This is a genomic window from Novosphingobium aquiterrae, assembly GCF_042434435.1.
GTDB lineage: Bacteria > Pseudomonadota > Alphaproteobacteria > Sphingomonadales > Sphingomonadaceae > Novosphingobium > Novosphingobium aquiterrae.
The window spans coordinates 104,644-127,424 of the sequence record NZ_JBHLTL010000011.1 but is presented as its reverse complement, the minus strand read 5'-3'; the positions used below and the strand labels follow the sequence as shown (position 1 = coordinate 127,424).

22 protein-coding genes are annotated in these 22,781 nt (G+C 67.2%); 10 read left to right on the top strand and 12 right to left on the bottom strand.

Annotated elements, in window-relative coordinates; genetic code table 11:
* Positions 1-53 precede the first annotated feature (53 nt).
* Both ACFFF7_RS14105 and smc read left to right on the top strand, forming a co-directional pair.
* Complete coding sequence (locus ACFFF7_RS14105) at positions 54-812, top strand: thioredoxin domain-containing protein (protein ID WP_379481994.1); 759 nt, start codon at positions 54-56, stop codon at positions 810-812.
* A 30-nt stretch (positions 813-842) separates the two neighbouring features.
* Complete coding sequence (smc, locus tag ACFFF7_RS14100; RefSeq protein WP_379481993.1) at positions 843-4,283, top strand: chromosome segregation protein SMC; 3,441 nt, start codon at positions 843-845, stop codon at positions 4,281-4,283.
* Here the strand turns inward: smc and ACFFF7_RS14095 are convergent, their stop codons facing one another.
* Entirely contained in the window at positions 4,284-4,880 is a 597-nt protein-coding gene (locus ACFFF7_RS14095) for a hypothetical protein (protein ID WP_379481992.1), read from the bottom strand. It abuts the gene before it with no gap.
* 4 nt (positions 4,881-4,884) lie between these two features.
* Complete coding sequence (gene soxR, locus ACFFF7_RS14090; RefSeq protein ID WP_379481991.1) at positions 4,885-5,325, bottom strand: redox-sensitive transcriptional activator SoxR; 441 nt, start codon at positions 5,323-5,325, stop codon at positions 4,885-4,887.
* A gap of 106 nt (positions 5,326-5,431) precedes the next feature.
* On the opposite strand from soxR, the gene ACFFF7_RS14085 reads away from it, so the two are divergent.
* On the top strand, positions 5,432-5,806 hold the full coding sequence (locus ACFFF7_RS14085) for a VOC family protein (RefSeq protein ID WP_379481990.1): 375 nt from the start codon (positions 5,432-5,434) through the stop codon (positions 5,804-5,806).
* Entirely contained in the window at positions 5,799-6,632 is an 834-nt protein-coding gene (locus ACFFF7_RS14080; protein ID WP_379481989.1) for an arylamine N-acetyltransferase family protein, read from the top strand. Before ACFFF7_RS14085 ends, ACFFF7_RS14080 begins: the two co-directional genes overlap by 8 nt.
* Here the strand turns inward: ACFFF7_RS14080 and ACFFF7_RS14075 are convergent.
* Genes ACFFF7_RS14075 through ubiA form a run of 3 tightly spaced genes read right to left on the bottom strand, consistent with a single transcriptional unit; the run spans position 6,629 to position 8,671 of the window.
* Entirely contained in the window at positions 6,629-7,255 is a 627-nt protein-coding gene (locus tag ACFFF7_RS14075) for an SOS response-associated peptidase (protein WP_379481988.1), read from the bottom strand. The genes ACFFF7_RS14080 and ACFFF7_RS14075 overlap by 4 nt on opposite strands.
* Positions 7,255-7,776 (bottom strand): COG3650 family protein, encoded by a 522-nt coding sequence (locus tag ACFFF7_RS14070; RefSeq protein WP_379481987.1) that lies wholly within the window; start codon positions 7,774-7,776, stop codon positions 7,255-7,257. The genes ACFFF7_RS14075 and ACFFF7_RS14070 overlap by 1 nt, the downstream gene beginning before the upstream one ends.
* Positions 7,769-8,671, bottom strand: a complete 903-nt coding sequence (gene ubiA / locus ACFFF7_RS14065; protein ID WP_379481986.1) for a 4-hydroxybenzoate octaprenyltransferase — start codon at positions 8,669-8,671, stop codon at positions 7,769-7,771. The genes ACFFF7_RS14070 and ubiA overlap by 8 nt, the downstream gene beginning before the upstream one ends.
* A 44-nt stretch (positions 8,672-8,715) precedes the next feature.
* Between ubiA and ACFFF7_RS14060 the strand changes: the two genes are divergently transcribed.
* The 3 genes from ACFFF7_RS14060 to ACFFF7_RS14050 are packed head-to-tail and all read left to right on the top strand — an operon-like array spanning position 8,716 to position 11,185.
* Positions 8,716-9,471 carry a 16S rRNA (uracil(1498)-N(3))-methyltransferase gene (locus ACFFF7_RS14060; protein ID WP_379481985.1) on the top strand — a complete coding sequence of 252 codons (756 nt, stop codon included), beginning with the start codon at positions 8,716-8,718 and terminating at the stop codon, positions 9,469-9,471.
* 41 nt (positions 9,472-9,512) lie between these two features.
* Entirely contained in the window at positions 9,513-10,883 is a 1,371-nt protein-coding gene (locus tag ACFFF7_RS14055; protein WP_379481984.1) for a glutamate--cysteine ligase, read from the top strand.
* The gene (locus ACFFF7_RS14050; RefSeq protein WP_379481983.1) at positions 10,883-11,185 is read left to right on the top strand and encodes a putative quinol monooxygenase; all 303 of its coding nucleotides are present in this window, start codon (positions 10,883-10,885) and stop codon (positions 11,183-11,185) included. The genes ACFFF7_RS14055 and ACFFF7_RS14050 overlap by 1 nt, the downstream gene beginning before the upstream one ends.
* A 3-nt stretch (positions 11,186-11,188) precedes the next feature.
* On the opposite strand, the gene ACFFF7_RS14045 is transcribed toward ACFFF7_RS14050, so the two are convergent.
* The 5 genes from ACFFF7_RS14045 to ACFFF7_RS14025 form a co-directional block, all read right to left on the bottom strand.
* Positions 11,189-12,550, bottom strand: coding sequence for a methyltransferase family protein (locus tag ACFFF7_RS14045; RefSeq protein ID WP_379481982.1), 1,362 nt, complete (start codon positions 12,548-12,550; stop codon positions 11,189-11,191).
* Positions 12,551-12,591: 41 nt separating this feature from the next.
* Positions 12,592-13,935: an outer membrane protein assembly factor BamB family protein gene (locus ACFFF7_RS14040; protein WP_379481981.1), complete on the bottom strand. Its 1,344-nt coding sequence runs from the start codon at positions 13,933-13,935 to the stop codon at positions 12,592-12,594.
* 43 nt (positions 13,936-13,978) lie between these two features.
* A complete protein-coding gene (locus ACFFF7_RS14035; protein ID WP_379481980.1) occupies positions 13,979-14,743 on the bottom strand; it encodes a tetratricopeptide repeat protein in 765 nt (254 codons plus the stop codon).
* Positions 14,744-14,861: 118 nt separating this feature from the next.
* On the bottom strand, positions 14,862-16,010 hold the full coding sequence (locus tag ACFFF7_RS14030; RefSeq protein ID WP_379481979.1) for a glycosyltransferase family 4 protein: 1,149 nt from the start codon (positions 16,008-16,010) through the stop codon (positions 14,862-14,864).
* The gene (locus tag ACFFF7_RS14025; RefSeq protein WP_379481978.1) at positions 16,007-16,867 is read right to left on the bottom strand and encodes an alpha/beta fold hydrolase; all 861 of its coding nucleotides are present in this window, start codon (positions 16,865-16,867) and stop codon (positions 16,007-16,009) included. Before ACFFF7_RS14025 ends, ACFFF7_RS14030 begins: the two co-directional genes overlap by 4 nt.
* A 65-nt stretch (positions 16,868-16,932) precedes the next feature.
* On the opposite strand from ACFFF7_RS14025, the gene ACFFF7_RS14020 reads away from it, so the two are divergent.
* Both ACFFF7_RS14020 and astD read left to right on the top strand, forming a co-directional pair.
* Positions 16,933-18,339, top strand: coding sequence for a protein adenylyltransferase SelO family protein (locus ACFFF7_RS14020; protein ID WP_379481977.1), 1,407 nt, complete (start codon positions 16,933-16,935; stop codon positions 18,337-18,339).
* A 56-nt stretch (positions 18,340-18,395) separates the two neighbouring features.
* Positions 18,396-19,814 carry a succinylglutamate-semialdehyde dehydrogenase gene (gene astD / locus ACFFF7_RS14015; RefSeq protein WP_379481976.1) on the top strand — a complete coding sequence of 473 codons (1,419 nt, stop codon included), beginning with the start codon at positions 18,396-18,398 and terminating at the stop codon, positions 19,812-19,814.
* A gap of 4 nt (positions 19,815-19,818) precedes the next feature.
* Here the strand turns inward: astD and ACFFF7_RS14010 are convergent, their stop codons facing one another.
* Entirely contained in the window at positions 19,819-20,526 is a 708-nt protein-coding gene (locus tag ACFFF7_RS14010; RefSeq protein ID WP_379481975.1) for a hypothetical protein, read from the bottom strand.
* A gap of 295 nt (positions 20,527-20,821) precedes the next feature.
* On the opposite strand from ACFFF7_RS14010, the gene rarD reads away from it, so the two are divergent.
* Positions 20,822-21,733, top strand: coding sequence for an EamA family transporter RarD (gene rarD / locus ACFFF7_RS14005; RefSeq protein ID WP_379481974.1), 912 nt, complete (start codon positions 20,822-20,824; stop codon positions 21,731-21,733).
* On the opposite strand, the gene pyrC is transcribed toward rarD, so the two are convergent.
* Positions 21,710-22,747 (bottom strand): dihydroorotase, encoded by a 1,038-nt coding sequence (pyrC, locus tag ACFFF7_RS14000; RefSeq protein WP_379481973.1) that lies wholly within the window; start codon positions 22,745-22,747, stop codon positions 21,710-21,712. The two genes, rarD and pyrC, sit on opposite strands and share 24 nt — an antisense overlap.
* Between the last annotated feature and the right edge of the window lie 34 nt (positions 22,748-22,781).

Below are 22,781 nucleotides of genomic sequence, written 5' to 3'. Positions count from 1 at the left end.
GGCAGTGGTCTAGCTTCGGCAGACTGCCCCGCCAGCCCAACGCAGGACTTGCCATGACCACCACCGCATTCCGCCGCCTTGCTTTTGCCGCCGCATTGGCGCCGCTCGCCCTGGGCCTTGCTGCCTGCAACAAGGACGCGACGGATGCCGCCGCGCCCAGCGGCGCGCCGATCGCCAAGATCGCCCCGCCAGCAGGCAAGGCGTGGAGCGACGTCGTTACCGTCACGCCCGAAGGCGGCTATATGATGGGCAATCCCCAGGCACCGATCAAGCTGGTCGAATATGGCTCGCTGACCTGCCCGCACTGCGCCGAATTTGCCGAGAAGAGCAGCGCGGAAATCCGCGACAACTTCGTCGCCAGCGGCCGTGTCAGCTTTGAATTCCGCAACTTCATCCGCGACGCGATCGACCTGACCGCGACCCAGCTGACCCATTGCGGCAGTCCGGAAAGCTTCTTTGCCCTGACCGACCAGGTCTTTGCCAATCAGAAGTCCTTCTTCGATGCTGCCGAAAAAGCCGGCAAGCCGGCCCAGGATGCCGCCTTTCAGCAAGAACCGGCCAAGCGTGGCCCGGCAATCGGCCAGCTGACCGGATTGACCGACTTCTTCGCGGCGCGGGGCATTGCCAAGGATCAGGCCAACATGTGCCTGGCCGACGCCGCCAAGGCCGAGGCGATGGCTGCCAACGTCACCAAGCAGTCGGATCAGTACCAGATCACCGGCACCCCGACCTTCCTGCTCAATGGCAAGAAGCTCGACACCAACCTGTGGGAAGACGTCAAGCCGATGCTTGAAAAGGCCGGCGCCCGCTAGGCCGGAACCACGGGGGGGAAGCACGGTCCGATGCGCATCAAGCGGCTCAAGCTCACCGGATTCAAGAGCTTTGTCGAGCCGGCTGAACTGCGCATCGAACCGGGACTGACCGGGGTTGTCGGCCCCAACGGCTGCGGCAAGTCCAACCTGCTCGAAGCGATCCGCTGGGTGATGGGCGAAAGCTCGCCCAAGTCGATGCGCAGCGGCGGGATGGAAGACGTCATCTTCGCCGGTACCACCACGCGCCCACCGCGCGATTTTGCTGAGGTCGTGCTGCTGGCCGAAGCCGCCGGCCTCCACGGCGGCGACAACGACAGCGAGCTGGAAGTGGTCCGCCGGATCGAGCGCGGCGCGGGCAGCGCCTACCGCGTCAATGGCCGCGATGTGCGGGCCAAGGACGTCGCGCTGGTCTTTGCCGACGCCGCGACCGGGGCGCACTCCCCCGCGCTGGTCAGCCAGGGCAAGATCGCCGCGGTGATCGCCGCCAAGCCGGCCGAACGGCGGATGATGCTGGAAGAAGCGGCGGGGATCGCCGGCCTGCACGTGCGGCGCAAGGACGCCGAGCAGAAGCTGCGCGCGACCGAGGCCAACCTCGCCCGGCTCGAAGACCTGATGAGCCAGCTCGATCAGCAGATCGGCAGCCTGCGCCGCCAGGCCCGCGCTGCCGAACGCTACAAGGCGCTGTCGGAGCGGATCCGGGTGGCCGAGGCGCGGCTGGTCTTTGCCCGCTGGCGCGACGCCGCCGCCGCGGCCGAGGCTGCGCGCGGTGAAGCCCAGGCGGCCGATGCGCGCGTGAGCGCAGCCCAGACGGCGATGAAGGCGGCGCAGCAGGCCCAGCACGCCAGCGCCGAAGCGCTCGCCGAAGCGCGCGACGAGCTGGCCGACCGCCGCGACGACGCCACGGCCCACGGCCACCGCATGGCCCAGCTGACCAGCCAGCTCGAAGCGGTCGAGGAACGGCTCAAGGACCTCGCCCGCCAGCAGCAGCGGCTGGAAGAGGACCGCGGCGATGCCGACCGGCTGACCCGCGATGCGGCCGAGGCGCAGGGCCGGATCGAGCGCGAACTCGCTGCGGGCGATGAGGCGCTGGCGCTCGACGAAAAGCGCCGCCCGCTGGTCGCCGCCGCGCTCGATGACGCCGACCGCAACCTGCGCCAGGCCGAACTGGCGCTTGCCAATGCCACCGCGCAGCAAGCCGGGGTCGAGGCCGAATGGCGCGTTGCCGAGGCCGAACTTGCCGCCGCGCAGCAGCGCCTGGCCCGGCTCGACGGCGAAGCGCGCCGCCAGCAGGATCTGCGCGATGCGCTGGCCCGCGAAGGCGATCCCGCTGCCGCGCTGGCGCAGGCCGAAGCGGCGCGCGAAGCTGCGGCCACGGCGCTGGGCGAGGCGCGCACCGCGCTCGAAGCCGGACAGGCGCGCAAGGCCGAGCTTCAAGCCGCCCGCGACACCGCCGGATCGGCGCTGGCATCGGCCCGCGCCGATCTTGCCGGGATCGAGCGCGAATGGCAGGCGCTCGACCGTGACCGCCAGGCCCGCGCCAGGCAGGGCGCGGGCAAGCACGGCCCCGCCGCGCTCGACCAGGTTCGCGCCGCCCCGGGCTACGAACGCGCCCTCGCCGCTGTGCTGGGCCGCGATGCCAAGGCGCCGATTGCGCCGGCTCCGGCGGACGAGGACGGCCGTTTCTGGACCGGGGCCGAACCGCCGCGCGCCGTGGCGGACAGCCTGGCCGCCCACGTCACCCAGTGTCCGCACGAACTGGCAGCGCGGCTGGCGTTGGTCCACGTCGCCGATGCCGACGATGGCCGCGCGCTGGCCCCCGGCGAATGGCTGGTGACCAAATCCGGGCGCATCCGCCGCTGGGACGGCTTCGTCGCGCGCGGCGAAGGCGCCGCAGAGGCCGCCCGGCTCGAGGCGGAGAACCGGCTTGCGGCGCTGGAGACCGAACTGCCGGCACTGCGCGCTGCTGCTGCGGGCGCCGAGCAAAGCGTCAACGCGGTCCAGACCGAACTGTCAGCCTTGCAAACCGCGCTGATCGCCAGCGAGCGCGCGGTGACCCAGGCGAGCGAGGCAGAGCGCGCTGCATTGCGCGGCGTCGATCAGGCCGAGGCGGCCAAGGCCCGGCTCGAAGCGCGGCGCAGCGAACTGGCTGCCGCTGCCACCGATCTGGCCGAGCAGGTTCGTCAGGCCGAGACCGAGCGTTCGACTGCAGAAGATCGCCGCAATGCCCTGCCCGATCCCGAAAGCGGCCGCGCCCAGCTTGCCGCAGCGCGGACCCGTCACGATGAGGCCCGGCAGGGCCTGCAATCTGCCACCGCCGCGCTCGCCGCGCACGATCAGGCGCTGGCCGTGGCGCGCGAACGCACCAACACCCTGCGCGCCGACATCAAGTCATGGCAGGCCCGCGCCGGTGACGCCGCCACGCGCCTGGCGCAGATGGCCCGCCGCGCCGAGGAGCTGGAGGAAGAGCGCGCGGTGATCGCCGCCAAGCCCGCCGGACTGCTGCGCGAGATCGAGGAAGGCGACGCGACCCGCACCCGCATAACCGCCGAGCTTGCCACCGCCGAAGCCCGGGTGAGCGAAGTGACCGAGGCGGCGCGGCGGATCGAAGGCCAGTTCAACGAGGCCAACGAGGCGCTGGCCTCGGCCCGCGAAGCCCGCGCCGGGGCCGCCGCCCGGGCCGAGAACGAGGAAGCGCGCCGTCAGGAAATGGCCGGTATCTCGGGCGAGCGCTTCCAGTGCCCGCCGCCGCTGCTGCCCGAACGTTTCGCTTTCGACAGCACCGCCGTCGGGCATTCGGGCGAGGAAAGCGCCGAGCACGACAAACTGGTGGCCGACCGCGAGCGGCTCGGCCCGGTCAACCTCGTCGCTGCGGAGGAGCTGGCATCCGCCGAAGAGCGCCACGGCGCATCGATCGCCGAACAGGCCGAACTGGGCGAGGCGGTCAACCGCCTGCGCGGCTCGATCGGCAATCTCAACCGCGAGGGCCGCGAACGGCTGCGCGCGGCCTTCGAAGCGGTCGACCAGCATTTCCGCCGCCTGTTCACCCGCCTGTTCGAAGGCGGCCAGGCCCATCTCGCGCTGGTCGACAGCGATGATCCGCTCGAAGCGGGCCTCGAAATCTATGCCCAGCCGCCGGGCAAGCGGCTGCAATCGCTGACCCTGCTCTCGGGCGGCGAACAGGCGCTGACCGCAGTGGCGCTGATCTTCGCGCTGTTCCTGACCAACCCGGCCCCGATCTGCGTGCTCGACGAAGTCGACGCGCCGCTCGACGATGCCAATATCGAACGCTTCTGCGACCTGCTCGACGCGATGGTGGGCGAAACCGACACCCGCTACCTGATCGTCACCCACAACGCCGTGACGATGAGCCGCATGCACCGCCTGTTCGGCGTGACGATGGTCGAACGCGGGGTTTCGCGGTTGGTGAGCGTCGACCTGGAAGGCGCGGAAGAACTGTTGGCGGCGGAGTAATTACTTTGCCGAGCAGCGCCTGAAGGCGGCTGTGTCGATCTCTTGCTGGAAATAGCCCGGAAGCACCAACCGCTTTATGCCGTTCCGACCAGTTTGCTGCGGCAAGATCAGACAATCTCGGCCCGGGTATCGGAATGCGTCCATCCGTAATAAGAGCTTGTCCGAAACATAGACCGTTATCTCGCGAGCTGCTTCATCCGTGACAACGGTAGCGCTATCCGGCCCACGCCCTACATTCATGCTCACGATCGGAGCGAAGACCTTCTCCTCCTGGGGCAAAAAGTTCGCGAATGCATAAGCCTCTACTGCTCTGCGGGCATAGTATGACGTGATCGCCATACTCAAGAATGGGAGTGAAACGACGGCGACGAACTTTCCCAATTTCCTGTCGGACAAAGGTCGTCTTGCGACTGCCATCGCGAAGGGGAACCCGGAAAGAAAGCCAATCAGCAAGAGAATGGCGCGCCAAGGGGATGGCAAAGGATAGACCAATTCGTTGCCATGACTCATTGCCTCGAGAAAGCAGACAGAGACACCTGCGACAATCGCTATCCTAAGGCGCCTTGCAGCTGGATTGCCTGAAAGTTGGTAGCCCACACAGTCAATCCAGCACGAACCGCGGCCCGGCCCCGCGCGTTCCCGCCCTATCGTCGCGGTTGTAGAGCTGGCAGCGTTGCAAGCTGAGGCAGCCGCAGCCGATGCATTCGTCGAGCTTGCGCCGGGTCAGCGAGAGCAGCGCGATCTTTTCGTCGATGGCGGTGCGCATCGAGCGGCTGATCTTCTGCCAGTCGCTGAGCGATGGGGTGCGGCCCATCGGCAGCTTGGACAGTTCGGTCTCGATCTCGGCGAGACCCAGCCCCAGTTTCTGCGCGATCAGTATGAAGCTCAGCCGGCGGATATCGCTGCGCAGGAAGCGGCGCTGGTTGCCCATGGTGCGATAGGCGGCGATCAGGCCCTTGTCTTCATAGAAGCGGATGGCCGAGACCGCGAGCCCGGTGCGCCTGGCCAGTTCGCCGATCGGCAAAAGGTCGTTCTTGTCCATCGCCGCCCCCTTTTTTGCTTGATCTCAAGTTAGCTTGAGGTTGCACAAGCAGCAAGCGCGGCGATTCGCCGCTGCGACAGAACGAGTCGAAAACAGGACGAACACCATGCCAACCGGATTTCTTGAACACGCCAATATCACCGTCAGCGATCCCGATCGTTCCTCTGCCCTGCTTCAAAAGCTGTGCGGCTGGCACGAGCGCTGGCGCGGGCCGTCGCAGCTGGGCGGGTGGACCATCCACGTCGGCAATGAGCGCGATTACCTGGCGGTCTACACCACCGGCGCGCCGGTCGGAGAGCGCTTCGCCAAGGGCGCACCGCTCAACCACGTCGGATTGGTCGTCGACGATCTCGACGCCGCCGAAAGGATCGTCGAAGAAGCGGGACTGGTCCCATTCAACCACATGGATTATGAGCCCGGACGACGGTTCTATTTCTTCGACTGGGACGGGATCGAATTCGAGATGGTGAGCTATGACTGAGAAACTTTCAGCGCAGGCGCTCGACGCCTATCTGCAGCGGATTGGCCATGCCGGCCCGATTGGCCCCGATCTCGCCACCTTGCGGGCGCTGCACCGCGCGCACGTGCTGACCATTCCGTTCGAGAACCTGACGGTCCAGCTCGGCGAAATCCCGTCGATGCAGCCCAATGCCGTGTTCGACAAGCTGGTAGCGGGACGGCGGGGCGGCTGGTGCTATGAACAGAACGGCCTGTTCGGCCGGGCGCTGGCGACGCTGGGATTTGCGGTGACGCGGCTGGCCGGCGGGGTCATGCGCGAAGTCACCGGAGAGGCCTTCGTCGGATCGCATCTCGCGCTCAAGGTCGTGATCGACGGACAGCCGTGGTTGGCCGATGTCGGTTTCGGCGCAACCCAGCTCGAGCCGCTCCCGCTCTCCGAAGGGCGCTGGCAGGCGGCGCCGATGGACGGGGCGATCGAGCAGACCGACGACGGCTATTGGCGGATGGCAATCGTCAATGGGCCGATGCCACTGTCGTTCGGCTTCCGCGATGCGCCGGCTGATGAGCAGCGCCTGCAGGATTTGTGCGCCTGGCAGGCGACCGATTCCGAATCGATCTTTGTCCAGAACCTCGCGGTGCAGCTGCGCCGCCCCGAGGGCCACGCGATGCTGCGCGGCAAGGTCCTGACCGAAACCGCGCCGGGCGGCACCGTCACCCGCGAACTGGCTTCCGCCGCCGACCTGACCGTGACGCTTCGCGATGTCTTCGGACTCGACACGCCCGAGGCTGCGGCGCTGTGGCCCAAGATCGAGGAACGCCACGCAGCGCTGTTCGGCGCAACGGCCTAGAGCAGCGGGCCGGCGCTGGGCGCCCCGCCTCCGGCCCAGCGCTGCTCCGTCCGCTCGACGGTGAGGTCCCCGTCCCAGGTCGCGCACAGCGCCAGCGCGTCTTCGGGCGAGCCGTCGAGCCAATAGCGCTGGGCCGCGTGGCTGAGGATCAGCGGCATCCGGTCGTGCACATCGGCCATCTGCGGGTGCCCGTCGACCATGACCATGGTGTAGACGTGGCCCCATTCGGCGCTGGGCCGCCACAGCCCGGCAACGGCCAGAACCTCCTCATCCGGCAGGCCGTACCAGGTGCGGGTCATCCGGCCTTTCGCGCCCTCGGCCTCGGCCCACTGGCTGACCGGGACCAGGCAGCGGCGGTGCACCAGGCTGTCGCGCCAGAACGGCGTGGTCAGCTTGTCCTCGCGCGCGTTGGTGACCGGCTTGGGCTTCAAGGGCTGGCCCTGCTTGCCTTTCAGCACCTGCGGAAAGCCCCAGGTCATCGCCCGGGCGCGGCCCTCTGCCACCACCAGCCCGGGATAGCCGGGATAGACCTCGGCGGCATAGTTCGCGGCCAGGTCAGGCTCTACCGCGAACAGCCGGGCGACTTCCTGGGTGCCCTTGGTCATGCGGTAGAGGTTGCACATCAGCGCATCCGGGCGCAGCCGTGATCGGTGCGGCCGCTGTGGACGAAGGTCACGGTCCAGGGATAGACCACGTCCGACATCCCGTCGCTGCACTTTGCCGGAACCAGATCGAGCGTGAACGGCTTGCCATTGAACCGCGCGGTGAAAGTGATCCGTTCCCCCTTGCGCCGCTCGATCGCCGAAACCATCACCCCGTTGACCATGTCCGGCGTGACATATTTCAGCCGCCCCTTGGGCATGACGTCGACCGACCAGAACGGTTCGGTACCGATCGCCTGCAGACGCTTTTCCGGCTTGGGCTTGGCAGCGGGCGTTGCCGTGGGGCTTGGGGCAGGCTTGGGCGCCGCGACGACCTTGGGGGTCGGCGTCGGTGTCGGCGTCGGGCTGGGCTTCACGGCCGGTGCTGACGGAGCCGTCGCTGTCGCCTCCTGGCTGGGCGCCGGCCGCGGCTCGGCTGAATCGGGCTTGGGCTGACCGCACCCGGCAAGCGCCAGCAAGCCGAGCAGCGCCGCGCTACGCATTGCCCACGACCCAGCAGGCGAGCGCGACGAGCAATCCGGCGGTGCGGTTGGAGCGGAATCGGGCAAGGGCATTGTCGGCATCGTCGGGTTCCAGCGTCAGGGCTTGCCAGCCAAGGTGCAATGCTGCGGGTGCGAGAGCAAGCAAGGCCACCCAATCGGGTCGCAGCAGCCAGAATGCAAGCGTCCACATCGCTGCGGCAAGCAAATAGAACAGCGATACCCCGGCTTTGACATGACCGCCCAGGGTCAGCGCCGAAGACCCAATGCCGATCGCGGCGTCATCCTCGCGGTCCTGGCAGGCATAAATCGTGTCATAACCGACGCACCAAGCCCAGGCCCCGGCGTAGAGCGCCAGCATCACCGGCAGCGCGTCTTGGCGCAGGGCGATCCACCCCACCGGCACCCCCCAGGTGAAGACCAGACCAAGCCAGGCCTGCGGAAAGCCGGTGATCCGCTTCATGAAGGGATAGGCCGCGACCAGCGCCAGGCTGCCCAGCGCCACCGCCTGCGCTTGCCAGCGCAGTTGCAGCAGCACGGTCAGCCCGACCAGGCACAGAGCTATCAGCCAGAGCCACGCCGCCCGCTTAGTGACCCGCCCGCTGGCCACCGGACGCAGCGCGGTGCGCGCCACCTGCCGGTCAAGATCGGCGTCAACAATGTCGTTGTAGACGCACCCCGCCCCGCGCATCGCGATCGCGCCGAGCAGCAGCCATAGAAGCAGGTCCCAGCGTGCCTGCCCCCCGGCCAGTAGCAACCCCCAGGCGCAGGGCCAGTAGAGCAGCCACCAGCCGATCGGCCGGTCGAACCGCGCCAGCTGCGCATAGTCGCGCAAGGGCTGCGGCAGCGCGGCGACCAGGCCGCGGTGCTGACTATCGGGAACGACGTCGGCGGTCATATTCGCGCTGTAGCCAATCGGGTGAAATGCGCTAGAGCCTTGCCATGCCCGCCACGCCTGCCTGGCCGCCGAAATCTGCCCCGCGCCTGTTTGTCGACGGACCGCTGAGCGTGGGCGCCATCGTTGCCCTGGACGGACCGCAGGCGCACTACCTGTCGCGGGTGATGCGCGTGGCCGCGGGCGATGCGGTGATCCTGTGCGATGACCAGACCGGCGAATGGGCGGCGCGCGTCGCCGAAGCAGGCAAGCGTACCGTCGTTCTGACAGCCGAGGCGCTGCTCCGTCCGCGCGAGGCGGTGCCCGACTTCACGCTGTGCGCCGCGCTGCTCAAGAAGGACCGCTTCGATCTGGTGCTGGAAAAGGCCTGCGAACTGGGTGTGGCGGCGATCCAGCCGGTGCTGACCCGGCGCTGCGTGGCCGACAAGCTCAATCTGGAACGCGCCCGGGTGATCCTGGTCGAAGCGGCCGAGCAATGCGCTCGCACCGCGCTGCCGGTGCTTCATGCGCCGGTCAAACTCGATGCGCTGCTTAGGGACTGGCCCAACACCCGCACGCTGTTCTTCGCCGACGAAAACGGCGGCGAACCGGCTGCTGCGACATTCGCCGCCGCCCCCGGCCCGGCTGCCGTGCTGACCGGTCCCGAAGGCGGCTTCGACGAGGCCGAGCGCGCCGCGGTGCGCGCTTTACCCGCCGCCCACGCGATCACGCTGGGCCCGCGCGTGCTGCGCGGCGAGACCGCGGTGATCGCCGCCACGGCGCTATGGATGGGGACCTGCGGCGATTGGCGGACTGTAACATAATTGGGCTAGCGCCGCATCAAACAAGGCACTAACTCCCCGCCATGAGCACAAGACAGGTTTCAGATCGCAACGATCCGGTGATCGAGAGCCGCGACCAGCTGGTTGCCCCGATGATCAAGGGCGAAAAGCCGCGCGAACGCTGGCGGATCGGCACCGAGCACGAGAAGCTGGTCTATTGCGCCACCGATCATCACGCCCCCAGCTATGACGAAAAGGGCGGAATCCGCGACCTGCTCGTCGCGCTGCAGGATTATGGCTGGGAACCGGTCATCGAGGGCGGCAACATCATCGCGCTGTCGGGCAGCGACGGTGCGGTCAGCCTGGAGCCGGCCGGACAGCTGGAGCTGTCGGGCGCGCCGCTGGAGACGCTGCACCAGACCTGCGCCGAAACCGGCCGCCATCTCGACCAGGTCAAGGCGATCGGCAGCAAGACCGGCAAGGGATTCCTCGGCCTGGGGATGTGGCCCGACAAGCGTCGCGACGAATTGCCGATCATGCCCAAGGGCCGTTATGCAATCATGCTGCGGCACATGCCAAGGGTCGGCAATCTGGGCCTCGACATGATGCTGCGGACCTGCACGATCCAGGTCAACCTCGACTATTCGAGCGAGGCCGACATGGTGCAGAAGTTCCGCACCAGCCTGGCGCTGCAGCCACTGGCCACCGCACTGTTCGCCAATTCGCCCTTTACCGAGGGCAAGCCAAACGGCTTCCTTTCGTACCGAAGCCATATCTGGACCGACACCGATCCGCACCGCACCGGGATGCTGGGTTTCGTGTTCGAGGACGGCTTCGGCTACGACCGCTATGTCGAATACATGCTCGACGTGCCGATGTATTTCGTCTTCCGCGACGGCAAGTACCTCGATGCTGCCGGGCTGTCGTTCCGCGATTTCCTCAAGGGCAAGCTGGCGATCCTGCCCGGCGAATTGCCCACGCAAAGCGACTGGGTCGATCACCTGTCGACCGCCTTCCCCGAGGTGCGGCTCAAGTCCTTCCTCGAAATGCGCGGCGCCGATGGCGGGCCGTGGAACAAGATCTGCGCCCTACCCGCATTCTGGGTCGGCCTGCTCTATGACCAGACTGCGCTCGATGCGGCGTGGGACCTGGTCAAGGACTGGGACATGGACGGGCGCGAGGTGCTTCGTGCGGCCGTGCCGAAGCTGGGACTCGATGCACCGATACCGGGCGGCGGCACTCTGCGGGACATCGCGGCTGAGGTGCTGGCGATCAGCCGCGCCGGCTTGAACGCCCGCAACCGGCTGAATTCGATGGGTGATACCGAGGCCGGGTTCCTCAATCCGCTCGACGAGATCGTCCGCACCGGCAAGGTTCCGGCGCAAAAGCTGCTCGACAAGTTCCACGGCGAATGGGGCGGCGATATTTCGCGCGTCTATGAGATGAGCTTCTGATGCCGGTGGCGGTGATCGGCCAATTCCGGTTACCGCCGGAGCGGATCGACGAAGCCCGTGCGGCCATGGCCCGCGTGGTCGAAGCGACCCGCGCCGAAGACGGGTGCCTGGCCTATAGCTACGCCGAAGACATGCTCGATCCCGGCCTGATCCGGGTCAGCGAAATGTGGGCCAGCCGCGCGCACCTTGCCGCGCATTTCACGGCGCCGCACATGGCGCGCTGGCAGGAAGAGCGCGCCGCTCTGGGCATGACCGATCGGGTCATCGCCGCTTACGAACTGGGCGCTGCCGAAACGCTCTGACGGCTACTCCGCCGGCTGCGCCTGCACCTGCGGCCGCCGCGCCTTGAGAGCCCGGCCCAGCCGCGCGAAGGCCGCGGTTACCAGCCCGTGCTGCTCCATCCACTGCCAATAGGCGGCGTACTTGGGGTCTTCGGCCAGCAGGTGCCGTTCCTCGGTCTTCGCCCGCCAGAAATAGATCGCGCTGACGCAGCCGAGAAAGAACGTGTTGCGCACCATATCAGTCAGTGAATCGTTGGTAACGAAGAACGGCATCGATGCGCACCACCAGAACAGGTTCTTCGACAGGTAGGCCGGGTGGCGGCTGAAGGCATAAGGGCCGTTGGTCAGAACGCCCCGATAGGTCAGGTTGGAAAAGCGGATACCGAAGGCAACCGTAGCCCAGGCATAGATCCCGGTCAGGAACACCAGCAACGCAGCCCAAACCCACATCAGCACGTCATGCCCGCTCAGCACGCGCATCCAGTTGTTGTCGCCGTCGGTCCCGGCCAGGTACCAGATCGGCCGGTCCTGGCCCATCATCTGGAACGGCGGATAGCACAGCAGCGCCGCCAGCCACCCGGCGAGGTACGGATTGGCCGAACGGATCTGCGCGTCGAGTGGCTTCATCGTCAGGACATAGCCGACCGTGCCGATCTGCTCGTCGAGCACGAACATCAGCGTGATCAGCAGGCCGGCCAGCCCGACCGGGGTGGCCAGCATCGCCGACCAGTCGGGCGCGACCAGGTTGGCGAACCCACCGGGGACGATCGAGATCATGAAGGCGGTGAAGAAGCCCTTCACCGCCCAGGCACGCAAATGAATGCGAACCTGCTCGGCGTCGTGCGGTTCGCGCCCGATCAGCAGCGCGCCGAAATGCCAGCAGGCATCGCGCGGCTGGACCAGCACGCGGTCGAGCCACAGGACATAAGGGATCGACAGCAGGAACAGCGGCACCGCCAGGCTGCCCAGCACCTGCATCGCGATCAGGTACTGGCCCTGCCAGTACCACCTCCCCAGGCAGAACAGCGCGGCGATGATTGCCCAGGTCGCCCACAGACCGGCCAGCTTGGTGACCGACACTTCGGCCACGTCGGCCGGCCCGCGCGGCTTACTCCAGTCGATCCCGGTCGAGGCACGGCGGTGGACCTTGTCGACGATTAGCGACCACAGCACCATCGGCAGCGCCGCGAACAGCAGCCCGGCAAGCGCGGCATAGGGCCCGGTTAGGCGCTCGCGCGGCCCGGGCAGGTCAAGCACCGCGCCAATCTGCGGCCAGAAGTGACAGACCACGATCCACAGCGTCAACCCGGCGATCCCGGACAGCCCCACGGCCGCCGAAACGTCGCTGGACGGCCGGTTCGGGCCGATGGAAGCACGCGCGTTCATCGCGCCCGCCCTAACTGAAAAGGGTTAAGGCGCGGGTAACATCACCGAAACGCGGTGATCTTGCCGCCATCATCCAGCACATAGAGTGTGCTGCCCGCCACGATCGGCGAGAGGGTGATCGGTGCACCCAGCTTTGTGAACGGCGTGGCCACCCCATCGGCCACCGACGCCGATTGCACTTCGCCATCAGAATTGGCGAACCACAGCCGGTCCCCGGCAAGCACCGGACCGGTCCAATAGACCGGGCCCGACTTCTTTTCCGGGTTATGGAAGCGAGTCAGCTGGGTGACCCAGCGGACCTTGCCATTGCTGCGCGCGATGCACAGCAGCTTGGCATCGTCGGTCAGCGTGAAAATCCAGTCGCCGGCGATCGCCGGGGTCGAAATCCCCGCCAGGTTGAGTTCCCAGATGCGCTGCCCGGATACGAGCTCATAGGCCGCCATGCGCCCGCCCTGGCCCAGCGCGAAGACGCGGCCGCGGTCGATGATCGGATCGGCGTCGATGTCGGTCAGCACCCCGACCGAGGTCGACAGCGAGGTCCGCGCCAGCGCATCGGCCCACAGCTGACGGCCGTTTTCATAGCGGTAGGCGACCAGCTCGCCGGTCGAATAGCCGGCGATGACCGTGCCCTGGCCGGCGGCCGGGGCGGCAACGCCGAACACCCCGGTCTGCCCGGTGGCGGCAACCTCGTTCCACTGCTGGGTCCCGTCGGCGGCATTGAGCGAGAGGATCTGGTTGTCGATGGTCATGACATAGACCGACCCGAAAGCGATGGTCGGCGATCCGCGCAGCGGGCCGGCCGGCTTGACCTTCCAAAGCTGCTTGCCGTCCTTGGCATCGAGCGCGGCGACTTCGCCGACCCCGGTGGTGACATAGACCTTGTCGTCGGCAAAGCTGACGCCGCCGCCATAGACGCTGTTCGAAGCATCCCCCTTGACCGAGAAGCTCTGGCTCCAGCGCTTGCCCCCGGTTGCCGCGTCGAAGGCGCTGACCAGGCCGTCGGTGCCCATCGCGAACAGCTGCCCGCCGCCGACCACCGGCGATGCCGCCAGGCGCTGCTTCTTGCCCGATCCGGCAATCGCCCCGGTCCACGACCGCGCGGGTGCTGCGGCCAGCGCCAGGTTGCCATAGCTCTTCCCGGCATTGCCGCCAGCCTGGGGCCAGTCAGCGTTGGCCGCGGCAGGCGGCACGATAACCGCGACGTCGGCTAGGGCGGGATCGACCTTGGCCCCGGATTCGACCCGGCTGAGGATCGCCACGCGGTTGCCCACGGTCGGCGTCGAAGGCTTGCCCTTGCCGCCAAACACGCCGCAGCCGGACAGGCCCAGGACCAGGGCTAGGGCAAGCGGGGCGGCGATCTTCAGGGGCATGGGCGAAGCGGGCATCGGGCAGAAATCCTTGGTTTGCGTGGTCGGCGCGAACACCGTCCTAATTGGCTTGGGGCGCGGCACTTGCCGCCGCCGGAGTGGGTGCTTCAGGCGCTTCGAAGCCCAGCTGACCGGCCAGCAGGCTGGCGCGGGCGCGCAGCGATTGCGGGACGGTCTTGTCCTTGGCGATCGCCGCGAACAGCGGGCCGGCCTGGTCGGGCTTGTTCAGCTTCAGATAGGCGAGACCCGACAGTTCGCCGGCGCTGCCGAACCAGGCATTGCCAGGAACGGCCAGCGCCTTGAGCCGGTCGACCACCTGCTGCGGCGGCATCGCGTCAAAGCGCATGGCCACGTCGCGCAGCGTGGCCAGATCGCGATAGGGCTGCGGCGCGCTGTTATCGGCGGCAATCGCAGCATAGGCCTTGGCCGCTTCATCGGTTTTGCCCTGCTGTTGGCGGATTGCGGCGGCAGTCAGCGCTGCCGCGGCCTTGCTGCCGGTGCTTCCGTCCTTGGCCAGGGCATCGAAATCACCCAGCGCAGCCTGCGCCGACGATGGCCCGGCCTGGGCCTTTTCGAGGGCCAGGATCATCCGTTCGCTACGTTCTGCCGCGGCCTGCTTCTGGCTGTGATCCCAATAGAGATAACCGGCAAGGCCAAGCAAACCCACCGCAATCGCGGTACCGACGGTGCGGCCATAGCGCTTGAACGCGCCGACCATCTGGTCTTCGCGCAGCGCTTCGTCGACTTCGCGCAGGAAACCGTCCTGCTGGGCGGCGAGGCGGTCATCGAGCGGGGACTTCTTCGGACTGTCGGGAGGCAGGGCCAAGTTTTTCGTGCCTTCACTGGCTGGTTAATGCGTTGCCGGGCTGTTTAGCGGATGAGCGCGCCTTTTCAACGCCTGATCTCTGCGTATTCCCCGGTGAAGCCAGGGTGAACGGCTGCAATCAGGGGAAAGTCGCGCGGCCCAGCGCTCCGCCATAGATCCGGCGATAGGCCGCAACCATGGCGGCTTCGTCATATTCGGCTTCGGCCCGGGCGCGGTTGGCCTTGCCGATGGCCTGTCGCGCGGCCGGATCCGCGGCCAGCCGGCTCAGCGCATCGGCCAGCGCAGTCTCATCCCCCGCTGGGGTAATGAAGGGCGCGTTTTCGGCGGCAACCATCGCGGCGACATCGCCAACGCGGGGACTGACCACGGCCAGCCGCGACGCCATGGCTTCGACCACCGAGATCGGAAATTGCTCGCTGTCGGACGACAGCGCGAACAGGTCGAACAGCCCCAGCGCCTTGGCCGGATCGCCGACGAATCCGGGCAAGTGGACTCTGTCTGCCACGCCCAGCCGGTCCGCCTCCGCCCGGATCGCGTCGCGTTCGGGCCCTTCGCCCAGGATGACCAGCTGCCAGTGCGTTGGCAGGCCGGCAAAGGCGCGGACCAGTCGCGGCAGGTTCTTGATAGCGCGCAGCCCGGCCAGCGTGCCCAGCCAGGCTTCGCCATCGCGCTTGATCAGGCGCGGCAAGGCATCGGGGCGCGGCTTGCCGCCATAGGCAGAAACCGGAATGCCATTGGCAACGCGGTGGACCATGCGGCGCGGCTGATGCCATTCGGTCCGGGCAATTTCCTCAAGCCGCTGCGATGGCACAACCAGCCCCTGGGCGCGCGCCAGGGCAAGCCGGCGATACACGTTGCGCGAGGCCTTCAGCTTGTGCGCCTCGTCCTGGTTGAACCCGTCTTCGTGATGGATCAGCGGCGGCAGGCTCAGCGCCTCGGCGAACAGGGTGTGCGCCATGACCGCGTCCATTGCCCCCCAGTTGTACGTCAGCACCAGGTCGTGCCCCAGCATGGCCCTGGCCACCCCCAGCAAGCGACGGGGGAAGGGACGCCCCGAAAGCGCCGGAAAATCGTCGGGATAGGACACGGCAATGCCGCGATCGACCGCAGCTGCGGCGCCGATCTCGCCTGGCACGGCAGAGATCACGGTGTGATCGATGCGCGGGTCGAAGGCGTTCATCAGCTTGGCAGCGCGCAGTTCCTTGCCCCCCGCCGCAAAGCTGGAGTGAAGGTGGAGCAGGCGCAACCGTTGGGACTTTTCAGTCATTGCACCCGCGCGAGCAGGCGGTCGATCGCCGCCATGGCCTCGGGTTCTTCCAGCATCGGGGCATGGCCGACCCCAGGCACGGTCACGGCTTCGCCGCGATCGAGCAGGCCGGCCATGCGCTGATGCACCGACGGTGCCAGCACATCCGACCGCTCCCCGCGAAGCAGCAAGGTCGGCACGTCCTTCAGTGCGGCAATCGCCGGCCACATGTCGACGGCAGGCTGATCGAGCGGGGCATCGACGATCGGCTCGGCGATCTTCATGTCATAATCGAAGTGGATCCGGCCATTGCCGCCTACCGCCATGCAACGCTTGGCCATGGCCAGCCACTTGGGCAGGTCATAGTCCGGGAAAACGTCGCCCTGCGCCTCTTCCAGGGCGCGCGCCGCGTGCATCCAGGTGGCGAAGCTGCGCCCCTGCCCGACATAGGTGCGGATCCGTTCAAGCCCGGCGGGGTCAATCTCCGGCCCGACGTCGTTGAGCAGCACCCCGGCCATACGCTGCGGCGCCATCATTGCGGTGATCATGGTGATCAGCCCGCCCAGCGAGGTGCCGACAAAAACTGCCCGCTCAAGCCCTTCCTGCTCAAACAGAGCGGCCAGATCATCGGCATATTGCATCGGGTTGTAGCTGGCGGCATCGCGCGCATAGGCGCTTTCCCCGCGCCCGCGCAGATCGACGCAGAGGACGCGCCAGTCGCCCGCCAGCCGCGCAGCGAGATCCGAGAAATCACGCGCATTGCGGGTCAGGCCGGGCAGGCACAGCACCGGCGGGCGGTCACTGCGCCCGGCATAGTCGCGGAAGTGCAGTTTCAGCCCGTCGCGGCTTGTCCAGAAGCGATCGGCAAAGGCGGTCATCGGTTGGGGAAAAGTCCTGTGGGCTGCGGCTTGTGCGACCATGTGTTCGTCTCCACTATTGCCCGATGCGCGCCGAACCGCAAGCTGCCGCCTATCGGGCCGATGTCCCGATCCTGTCCATGGCGCCATGGCTGGCCGACCCGGTCGTGCCGGCGGGCTTCCCGCAGACCACGCTGCGCTTCCGCAATTCCCGCTGGCAGGGCGCGGTTGGACTGGAGGGGTTGAGCGATGCCGACTGGGTCCGCCACTTTGCACGATTCGAGCCTTTGCCCGGCAATCTGCCCCAGCCCCTGGCGCTGCGCTATCACGGGCATCAGTTCCGGGTTTACAACCCCGACCTGGGCGACGGGCGCGGTTTTCTGTTCGCGCAGCTGCGCGACGGGGCCGGCCGCCTGCTTGATCTGGGCACCAAGGGGTCCGGCCAGACCCCGTGGAGCCGCAGCGCCGACGGGCGACTGACGCTGAAAGGCGCCGTGCGCGAAATTCTTGCCACAGAAATGCTCGAAGCCCTGGGGGTAAACACCAGCAAGACCTTCTCGGTAATCGAAACCGGCGAGGAGCTGTTCCGCCAGGATGAACCGTCGCCAGCGCGCGGCGCAGTGATGGTCCGGCTCAGCCACGGCCACATCCGCATCGGCACGTTCCAGCGGCTGGCCTACCTGGAAGAGCGTGAGCACATGGCCGCGCTGATCGACTATTGCCTGGCCCAGTTTCCCGGCGATGCGCCGCCTGCCGAGGCGCCCGTACGGGACGAACCGGCGGTGATCCTGCTGCACCAGGTGGTCGAGCGGCTGGCCGGGCTGGCCGCGCAGTGGGCAGTCGCCGGGTTCGTCCACGGCGTGCTCAACACCGACAACATGAACATATCGGGCGAGAGTTTCGACTATGGCCCGTGGCGCTGGCTGCCGCGTTGGGACCCGGCCTTCACCGCGGCCTATTTCGATCAGAACGGACTCTATGCCTTCGGCCGCCAGGCCGAGGCGCTGCACTGGAACTGCGGACAACTGGCCGTGGCGCTGCGAACGCTGGTTGAAGCCGAACCGCTGATCGCCGCGCTGGAACGGTTCGGGCCGCTGTATCAGCAGGCGCTGGCCCGTCAGTTCGTCTGGCGGCTGGGCCTGCGATCGCGCGGCTTCGACAGCGACGCCGCGCTGGTCGCCGCCGCCGAACGGGCCATGGCCGAAAGCGGCGAGAGTCCGGACCTGTTCTTCCACCGCCATCATCACGGCCGCGCGCTGGACGGCGTGCTGGCCGAAGCGGCCGCGGCATACGAGCCGGAAGGCGCGGCAGGCGGCATCTGGGACGAAGACGCCCCGCCGTCGCTGCTGATCGAACACGTCGAGGCGATCTGGTCCGATATCGCCGGGCGCGACGACTGGACCGGGCTTGACGCGACCGTGGCGAACATCCGGCGGCTCGGTGCTGCGCTAGGCCCGCCGCCAAGGCTTCCAAATCCGGACCACGGCGGTTAAGGCACTGTAAATACGCCGGGTCACATCCGGCGCCGAAACGGGGACGGGGCAGTTCATTGAGCACTTCGCAAATCATTTCCTACGAACCGGCGACTGGGGAAGAGCTGTGGCGCGGGCGACGTAGCAACGTCGACGAAGTCGTCGCGCGGGCGCGCCGCGCCTGGCCGGCCTGGGCCGCGCAGCCACTGTCGACCCGCATGGAAATGGTCCGCCGCTTTGCCAACGAAGTCCGCAAGGACGCGGAAAAGCTCGCGACCCTGATTGCACGCGAAACCGGCAAGCCGATGTGGGAAGCCCGCACCGAGGTTGAAAGCGTCGTCAACAAGGTGGAAATTTCGATCCGCGCCTATGCCGAGCGGACCTCTCAACGCAAGCTGGACAACGCCATGCAAGGCACGGCGTCGCTGCGCCACAAGCCGCACGGGATCATGGCCGTGCTGGGGCCGTACAATTTCCCCGCGCACCTGCCCAACGGCCACATCGTTCCGGCCCTGATCGCGGGCAATGCGATCGTCTTCAAGCCCAGCGAAAAGACCCCCGCGGTGGGTGAAGCGCTGGTCCAGTGCTTTCACCGTGCCGGCATTTCGGCGGCGCTGGTGCAGCTGGTCATCGGCGGACCCGAGGAAGGCCAGGCGCTGGTCGCGCACGAAGGGATCGACGGGGTCCTGTTCACCGGATCGGCCAATGCCGGGATCGCGATCAATCGCAAGCTGGCAGCGCGGCCCGACAAGATCCTGGCGCTGGAGATGGGCGGCAACAACCCGATCGTGCTGTGGGATACTCCAAAGACCACCGATGCCGCGGCGCTTGTCATCCAGTCGGCCTTCACCAGCGCCGGACAGCGCTGCACCGCCGGACGGCGCCTGATCATTAAGGCGTCGATGTACGATGCCGTTATCGCCGAAGTGAAGCGCCTGGCCGACCGGATGATCGTTGGCGCCCCGTTTGACGAACCCGCGCCGTTCATGGGGCCGGTTATCGACAACCAGGCGGCAGACGGCCTTACCGAGAGCTTCCTCTACCTGCTCAGCCATGGCGGCAAGGCGATCAAGCACATGACCCGCCCGCGTGACGACCTGCCGTTCCTCTCGCCGGCGATCATCGACGTCACTGGGGTCAAGGACCGCCCCGATGTCGAGCTGTTCGGGCCGCTGCTGCAGGTCATCAAGGTCGACGATTTCGACGAGGCCATTGCCGAGGCCAACAACACCCGCTTCGGCCTGTCGGCTTCGCTGGTTGGCGGGACGCCGGCGGAATACAACCGCTTCTGGGCCAATATCCGCGCCGGGGTGATCAACTGGAACCGCCCGACCAATGGCGCCTCGTCCGCCGCGCCGTTCGGCGGCGTCGGCTTGTCGGGCAACCACCGCCCCAGCGCCTATTACGCCGCCGATTATTGCGCCTATCCGGTCGCCTCGACCGAGATGGAACAGCCCAGGGCAATGTTCGGCGTGGGCCTGCGCGAAGAGAAATAAGCGTTCAAATTCCGCTGGTTGCCAGCGTGACTTCACTCATCCTGTCATCGCGCAGCCGCGCCGCCACGGCATAGCTTGCCGCGCCCCTGGTGCCCTGCAACAGATCGTCGTCGCCGGCCTTGCTGCGCATAGCGGTAAAGCCCGCAGCCTTGCCGCGCGCGGCGTAAAAGGCGATCACGTCCTCCACCGCAACCGGGGTGACGAAACCGATCACGCGCAGACGGCAGCCCTTCGCGTCGCTGCCGGCCGACTGGCCGACATGGCCGCGCGGATAGACTTCGAACGGAGCGGAGAGCTTTGCCGCCCAAAGCGCCGTGTAATCGAGCTGCGCGGCGCAGGCCGGGCTGCCGATCTTCAACGCCGTGGCAATCGCCGGCGCGGTGACCGCTGTGTCGAGCGGCGAAGTCCCACTGCTCGCCTCGGGCAAAGGTGCAGCAGCCAGCGATCCGCCGGCAATCTGCAGGGCGGCGGCCTTGGCCGCGTCGATCTCGTCCTTGGATGACTTGTCGGGCGGGATCTCGGCACTGGCCGGGCCGCCCCCGATCAGCGCGGCACCGCCCTGGTTCTGTCCGGCCAGATCGGGGTCGGACATCAGCGGATCGTTCACCGCCGCCGCCGCAACGGGATCGCGATCGTCCGTATCAGGAGCATCGCCGCTTTGTGCATCGCAGGCCGAAAGCAGGAGCAGGCAAGGCAGCAAGGCACGTCGCATGATGCCTTCCTAATGCCGGGAAGTTTGCGCCACGTAAAGAAACGCCCCCGGCCCGAAAGCCGAGGGCGTTTCCCGCAGCGCACCGAGTGCGACCCGCGGCTGCGGTTCGGTTGGGTCGTCCATGCAGAGGTCACCCCTCGACACATGGATGGCAGGCCAGAGCGGCGCTGCCGGACCCGGAACCGGTGTTGGCGCGCGACTAGCAGCAGCGATCTGAATGGCCCGCAACGATGTTGTAAGGTTAATGAAGGCTTGGCTTGCGCCGCCCTAGCGCGCCGTCTAGCGGCAGGGCGTCATGCATTCCCCCCTTCCCCGCACGCAGCCTGGCGGCGTCCCGATGGCGATCGGTGCCTATCTGATCTGGGGACTGTTGCCGCTCTATCTGCTATTCGTCCGCGCCGTGCCGGCGCTGGAATTTGTCGCCTGGCGGATCATCTGGACGCTGCCATTCTGCCTGGCCGTCTTCGCGGTGCGGCGGAACTGGAGCGAGCTGCGCGGCGCACTGGCCGACTGGGCAATTTTGCGTCGCCTGGCATTCAGCGCCGGTTTGATAGGCGTGAACTGGGTCGTCTTCACGCTGGCGGTACAGCACGATCATCTGTTTGCCGCCAGCCTGGGTTATTACATCAACCCGCTGGTCAATGTCTTCTTCGGCACCCTGTTCCTGGGCGAGAAGCTGAATCGCCGACAATGGACCGCAGTGATCCTCGCCGCGCTGGGTGTGTCGCTGCTCGCTTTTGGGGCGCTCGACATGCTCTACATCAGCCTGACCCTGGCGGTCAGCTTCAGCGCCTATGGCCTGGTGCGCAAGCTGACCCCGGTCGGCCCGTTGCCCGGACTGACGATCGAATCGCTGTTGCTGCTCCTTCCGGCTATGGCCGTCACGGCATGGTATGCGACTGGTCCTGGCGGGTCGGGCATGGCGCAGTCGCCGCAGTTGTCTTTGCTGGTTGCGCTGGGCGGTGTCCTGACCGGCACGCCGCTGCTGCTGTTTTCAGGCGCGGCCAAGCGAATGGACTATTCGATGCTGGGAATGATCCAGTTCATGTCTCCGACGATCAGCTTCGTCATCGGCCTGACCGTGTTCCACGAGCCGCTGCGCCCGGTGCAGCTGACCTGCTTCGTGGTGATCTGGACCGCGATCGCCCTGTTTGTCTGGGACCTACTGGCCCAGCGCCGGCGCTTATCCGGCAAAGCGCCAGCCTAGCGTCTCACCGGCATGGAACGGCACGATGGCCGTGCCATTGGCGTCGATCACCTCGGGCACGGTGGTTTCCGCGCGCTCCAGCGTCACCGTGGCGTCATTGACCGGCAGGCCGTAAAACGCCGGGCCGTGCAGGCTGGCAAAGCCTTCGAAGTGGTCCAGCGCGGCCTCTTCCTCGAACACTGTCAGATAGCTTTCCAGCGCATAGGGCGCGTTGAAGATCCCGGCGCAGCCGCAAGCGGCTTCCTTCAGGTGCTTGGCGTGCGGCGCGGTATCGGTGCCGAGGAAGAACTTGGCCGAGCCAGACGTTGCCGCCTTGCGCAGCGCCAGCCGGTGCTTCTCGCGCTTGGCGACGGGCAGGCAATAGGCATGAGGACGGATCCCCCCGACCAGCATGGCGTTGCGGTTTATGTGGAGGTGCTGCGGGGTGATCGTCGCGGCCACATTGGGCCCGCTCCCAGCCACGAACTGCGCGGCCTCTTCGGTGGTGATGTGCTCGAACACCACTTTCAGCTCGGGCAGGTCGCGGACCAGCGGCGCCAGCACGCGCTCGATGAACACCGCCTCGCGGTCGAACACATCGACATCGTGGTCGGTTACCTCGCCGTGGACCAGTAATGGCATGCCGATCTGCGCCATCCGCTCCAGCGCCGAGCGGATATTGGCCACGTCGGTCACCCCGTGGGCCGATCCGGTGGTGGCGTGGGCGGGATAGAGCTTGGCCGCGGTGAACACGCCCTGTTCGTGGCCGCGGGCCAATTCCTCGGGATCGATATGATCGGTCAGATAGGCGACCATCAGCGGGGCGAAGTCCATTCCCGCCGGCAATGCCGCCAAAATCCGCTCGCGATAGGCCGCCCCCGCCGCGACCGTGCTGATCGGCGGCGCAAGATTGGGCATGACGATCGCCCGGGCGAACTGCCGCGCGGTAAAGGGCAACACGCCTTTCAGCACTTCGCCGTCGCGCAGGTGGACGTGCCAGTCATCGGGGCGGCGGATGGTTATGGAATCGACCATGGCTTCCCCTTAGTCATGGTCCACCCTATCTGTC

Bases quoted from the DNA above. Each gene is read 5' to 3' on its own strand.
- ACFFF7_RS14105 (WP_379481994.1), top strand. From the start codon at position 54: ATGACCACCACCGCATTCCGCCGCCTTGCTTTTGCCGCCGCATTGGCG.
- smc (WP_379481993.1), top strand. From the start codon at position 843: ATGCGCATCAAGCGGCTCAAGCTCACCGGATTCAAGAGCTTTGTCGAG.
- soxR (WP_379481991.1), bottom strand. From the start codon at position 5,325: ATGGACAAGAACGACCTTTTGCCGATCGGCGAACTGGCCAGGCGCACC.
- ACFFF7_RS14085 (WP_379481990.1), top strand. From the start codon at position 5,432: ATGCCAACCGGATTTCTTGAACACGCCAATATCACCGTCAGCGATCCC.
- ACFFF7_RS14080 (WP_379481989.1), top strand. From the start codon at position 5,799: ATGACTGAGAAACTTTCAGCGCAGGCGCTCGACGCCTATCTGCAGCGG.
- ACFFF7_RS14075 (WP_379481988.1), bottom strand. From the start codon at position 7,255: ATGTGCAACCTCTACCGCATGACCAAGGGCACCCAGGAAGTCGCCCGG.
- ACFFF7_RS14070 (WP_379481987.1), bottom strand. From the start codon at position 7,776: ATGCGTAGCGCGGCGCTGCTCGGCTTGCTGGCGCTTGCCGGGTGCGGT.
- ubiA (WP_379481986.1), bottom strand. From the start codon at position 8,671: ATGACCGCCGACGTCGTTCCCGATAGTCAGCACCGCGGCCTGGTCGCC.
- ACFFF7_RS14060 (WP_379481985.1), top strand. From the start codon at position 8,716: ATGCCCGCCACGCCTGCCTGGCCGCCGAAATCTGCCCCGCGCCTGTTT.
- ACFFF7_RS14055 (WP_379481984.1), top strand. From the start codon at position 9,513: ATGAGCACAAGACAGGTTTCAGATCGCAACGATCCGGTGATCGAGAGC.
- ACFFF7_RS14050 (WP_379481983.1), top strand. From the start codon at position 10,883: ATGCCGGTGGCGGTGATCGGCCAATTCCGGTTACCGCCGGAGCGGATC.
- ACFFF7_RS14045 (WP_379481982.1), bottom strand. From the start codon at position 12,550: ATGAACGCGCGTGCTTCCATCGGCCCGAACCGGCCGTCCAGCGACGTT.
- ACFFF7_RS14040 (WP_379481981.1), bottom strand. From the start codon at position 13,935: ATGCCCGCTTCGCCCATGCCCCTGAAGATCGCCGCCCCGCTTGCCCTA.
- ACFFF7_RS14030 (WP_379481979.1), bottom strand. From the start codon at position 16,010: ATGACTGAAAAGTCCCAACGGTTGCGCCTGCTCCACCTTCACTCCAGC.
- ACFFF7_RS14025 (WP_379481978.1), bottom strand. From the start codon at position 16,867: ATGACCGCCTTTGCCGATCGCTTCTGGACAAGCCGCGACGGGCTGAAA.
- ACFFF7_RS14020 (WP_379481977.1), top strand. From the start codon at position 16,933: ATGCGCGCCGAACCGCAAGCTGCCGCCTATCGGGCCGATGTCCCGATC.
- ACFFF7_RS14010 (WP_379481975.1), bottom strand. From the start codon at position 20,526: ATGCGACGTGCCTTGCTGCCTTGCCTGCTCCTGCTTTCGGCCTGCGAT.
- rarD (WP_379481974.1), top strand. From the start codon at position 20,822: ATGCATTCCCCCCTTCCCCGCACGCAGCCTGGCGGCGTCCCGATGGCG.
- pyrC (WP_379481973.1), bottom strand. From the start codon at position 22,747: ATGGTCGATTCCATAACCATCCGCCGCCCCGATGACTGGCACGTCCAC.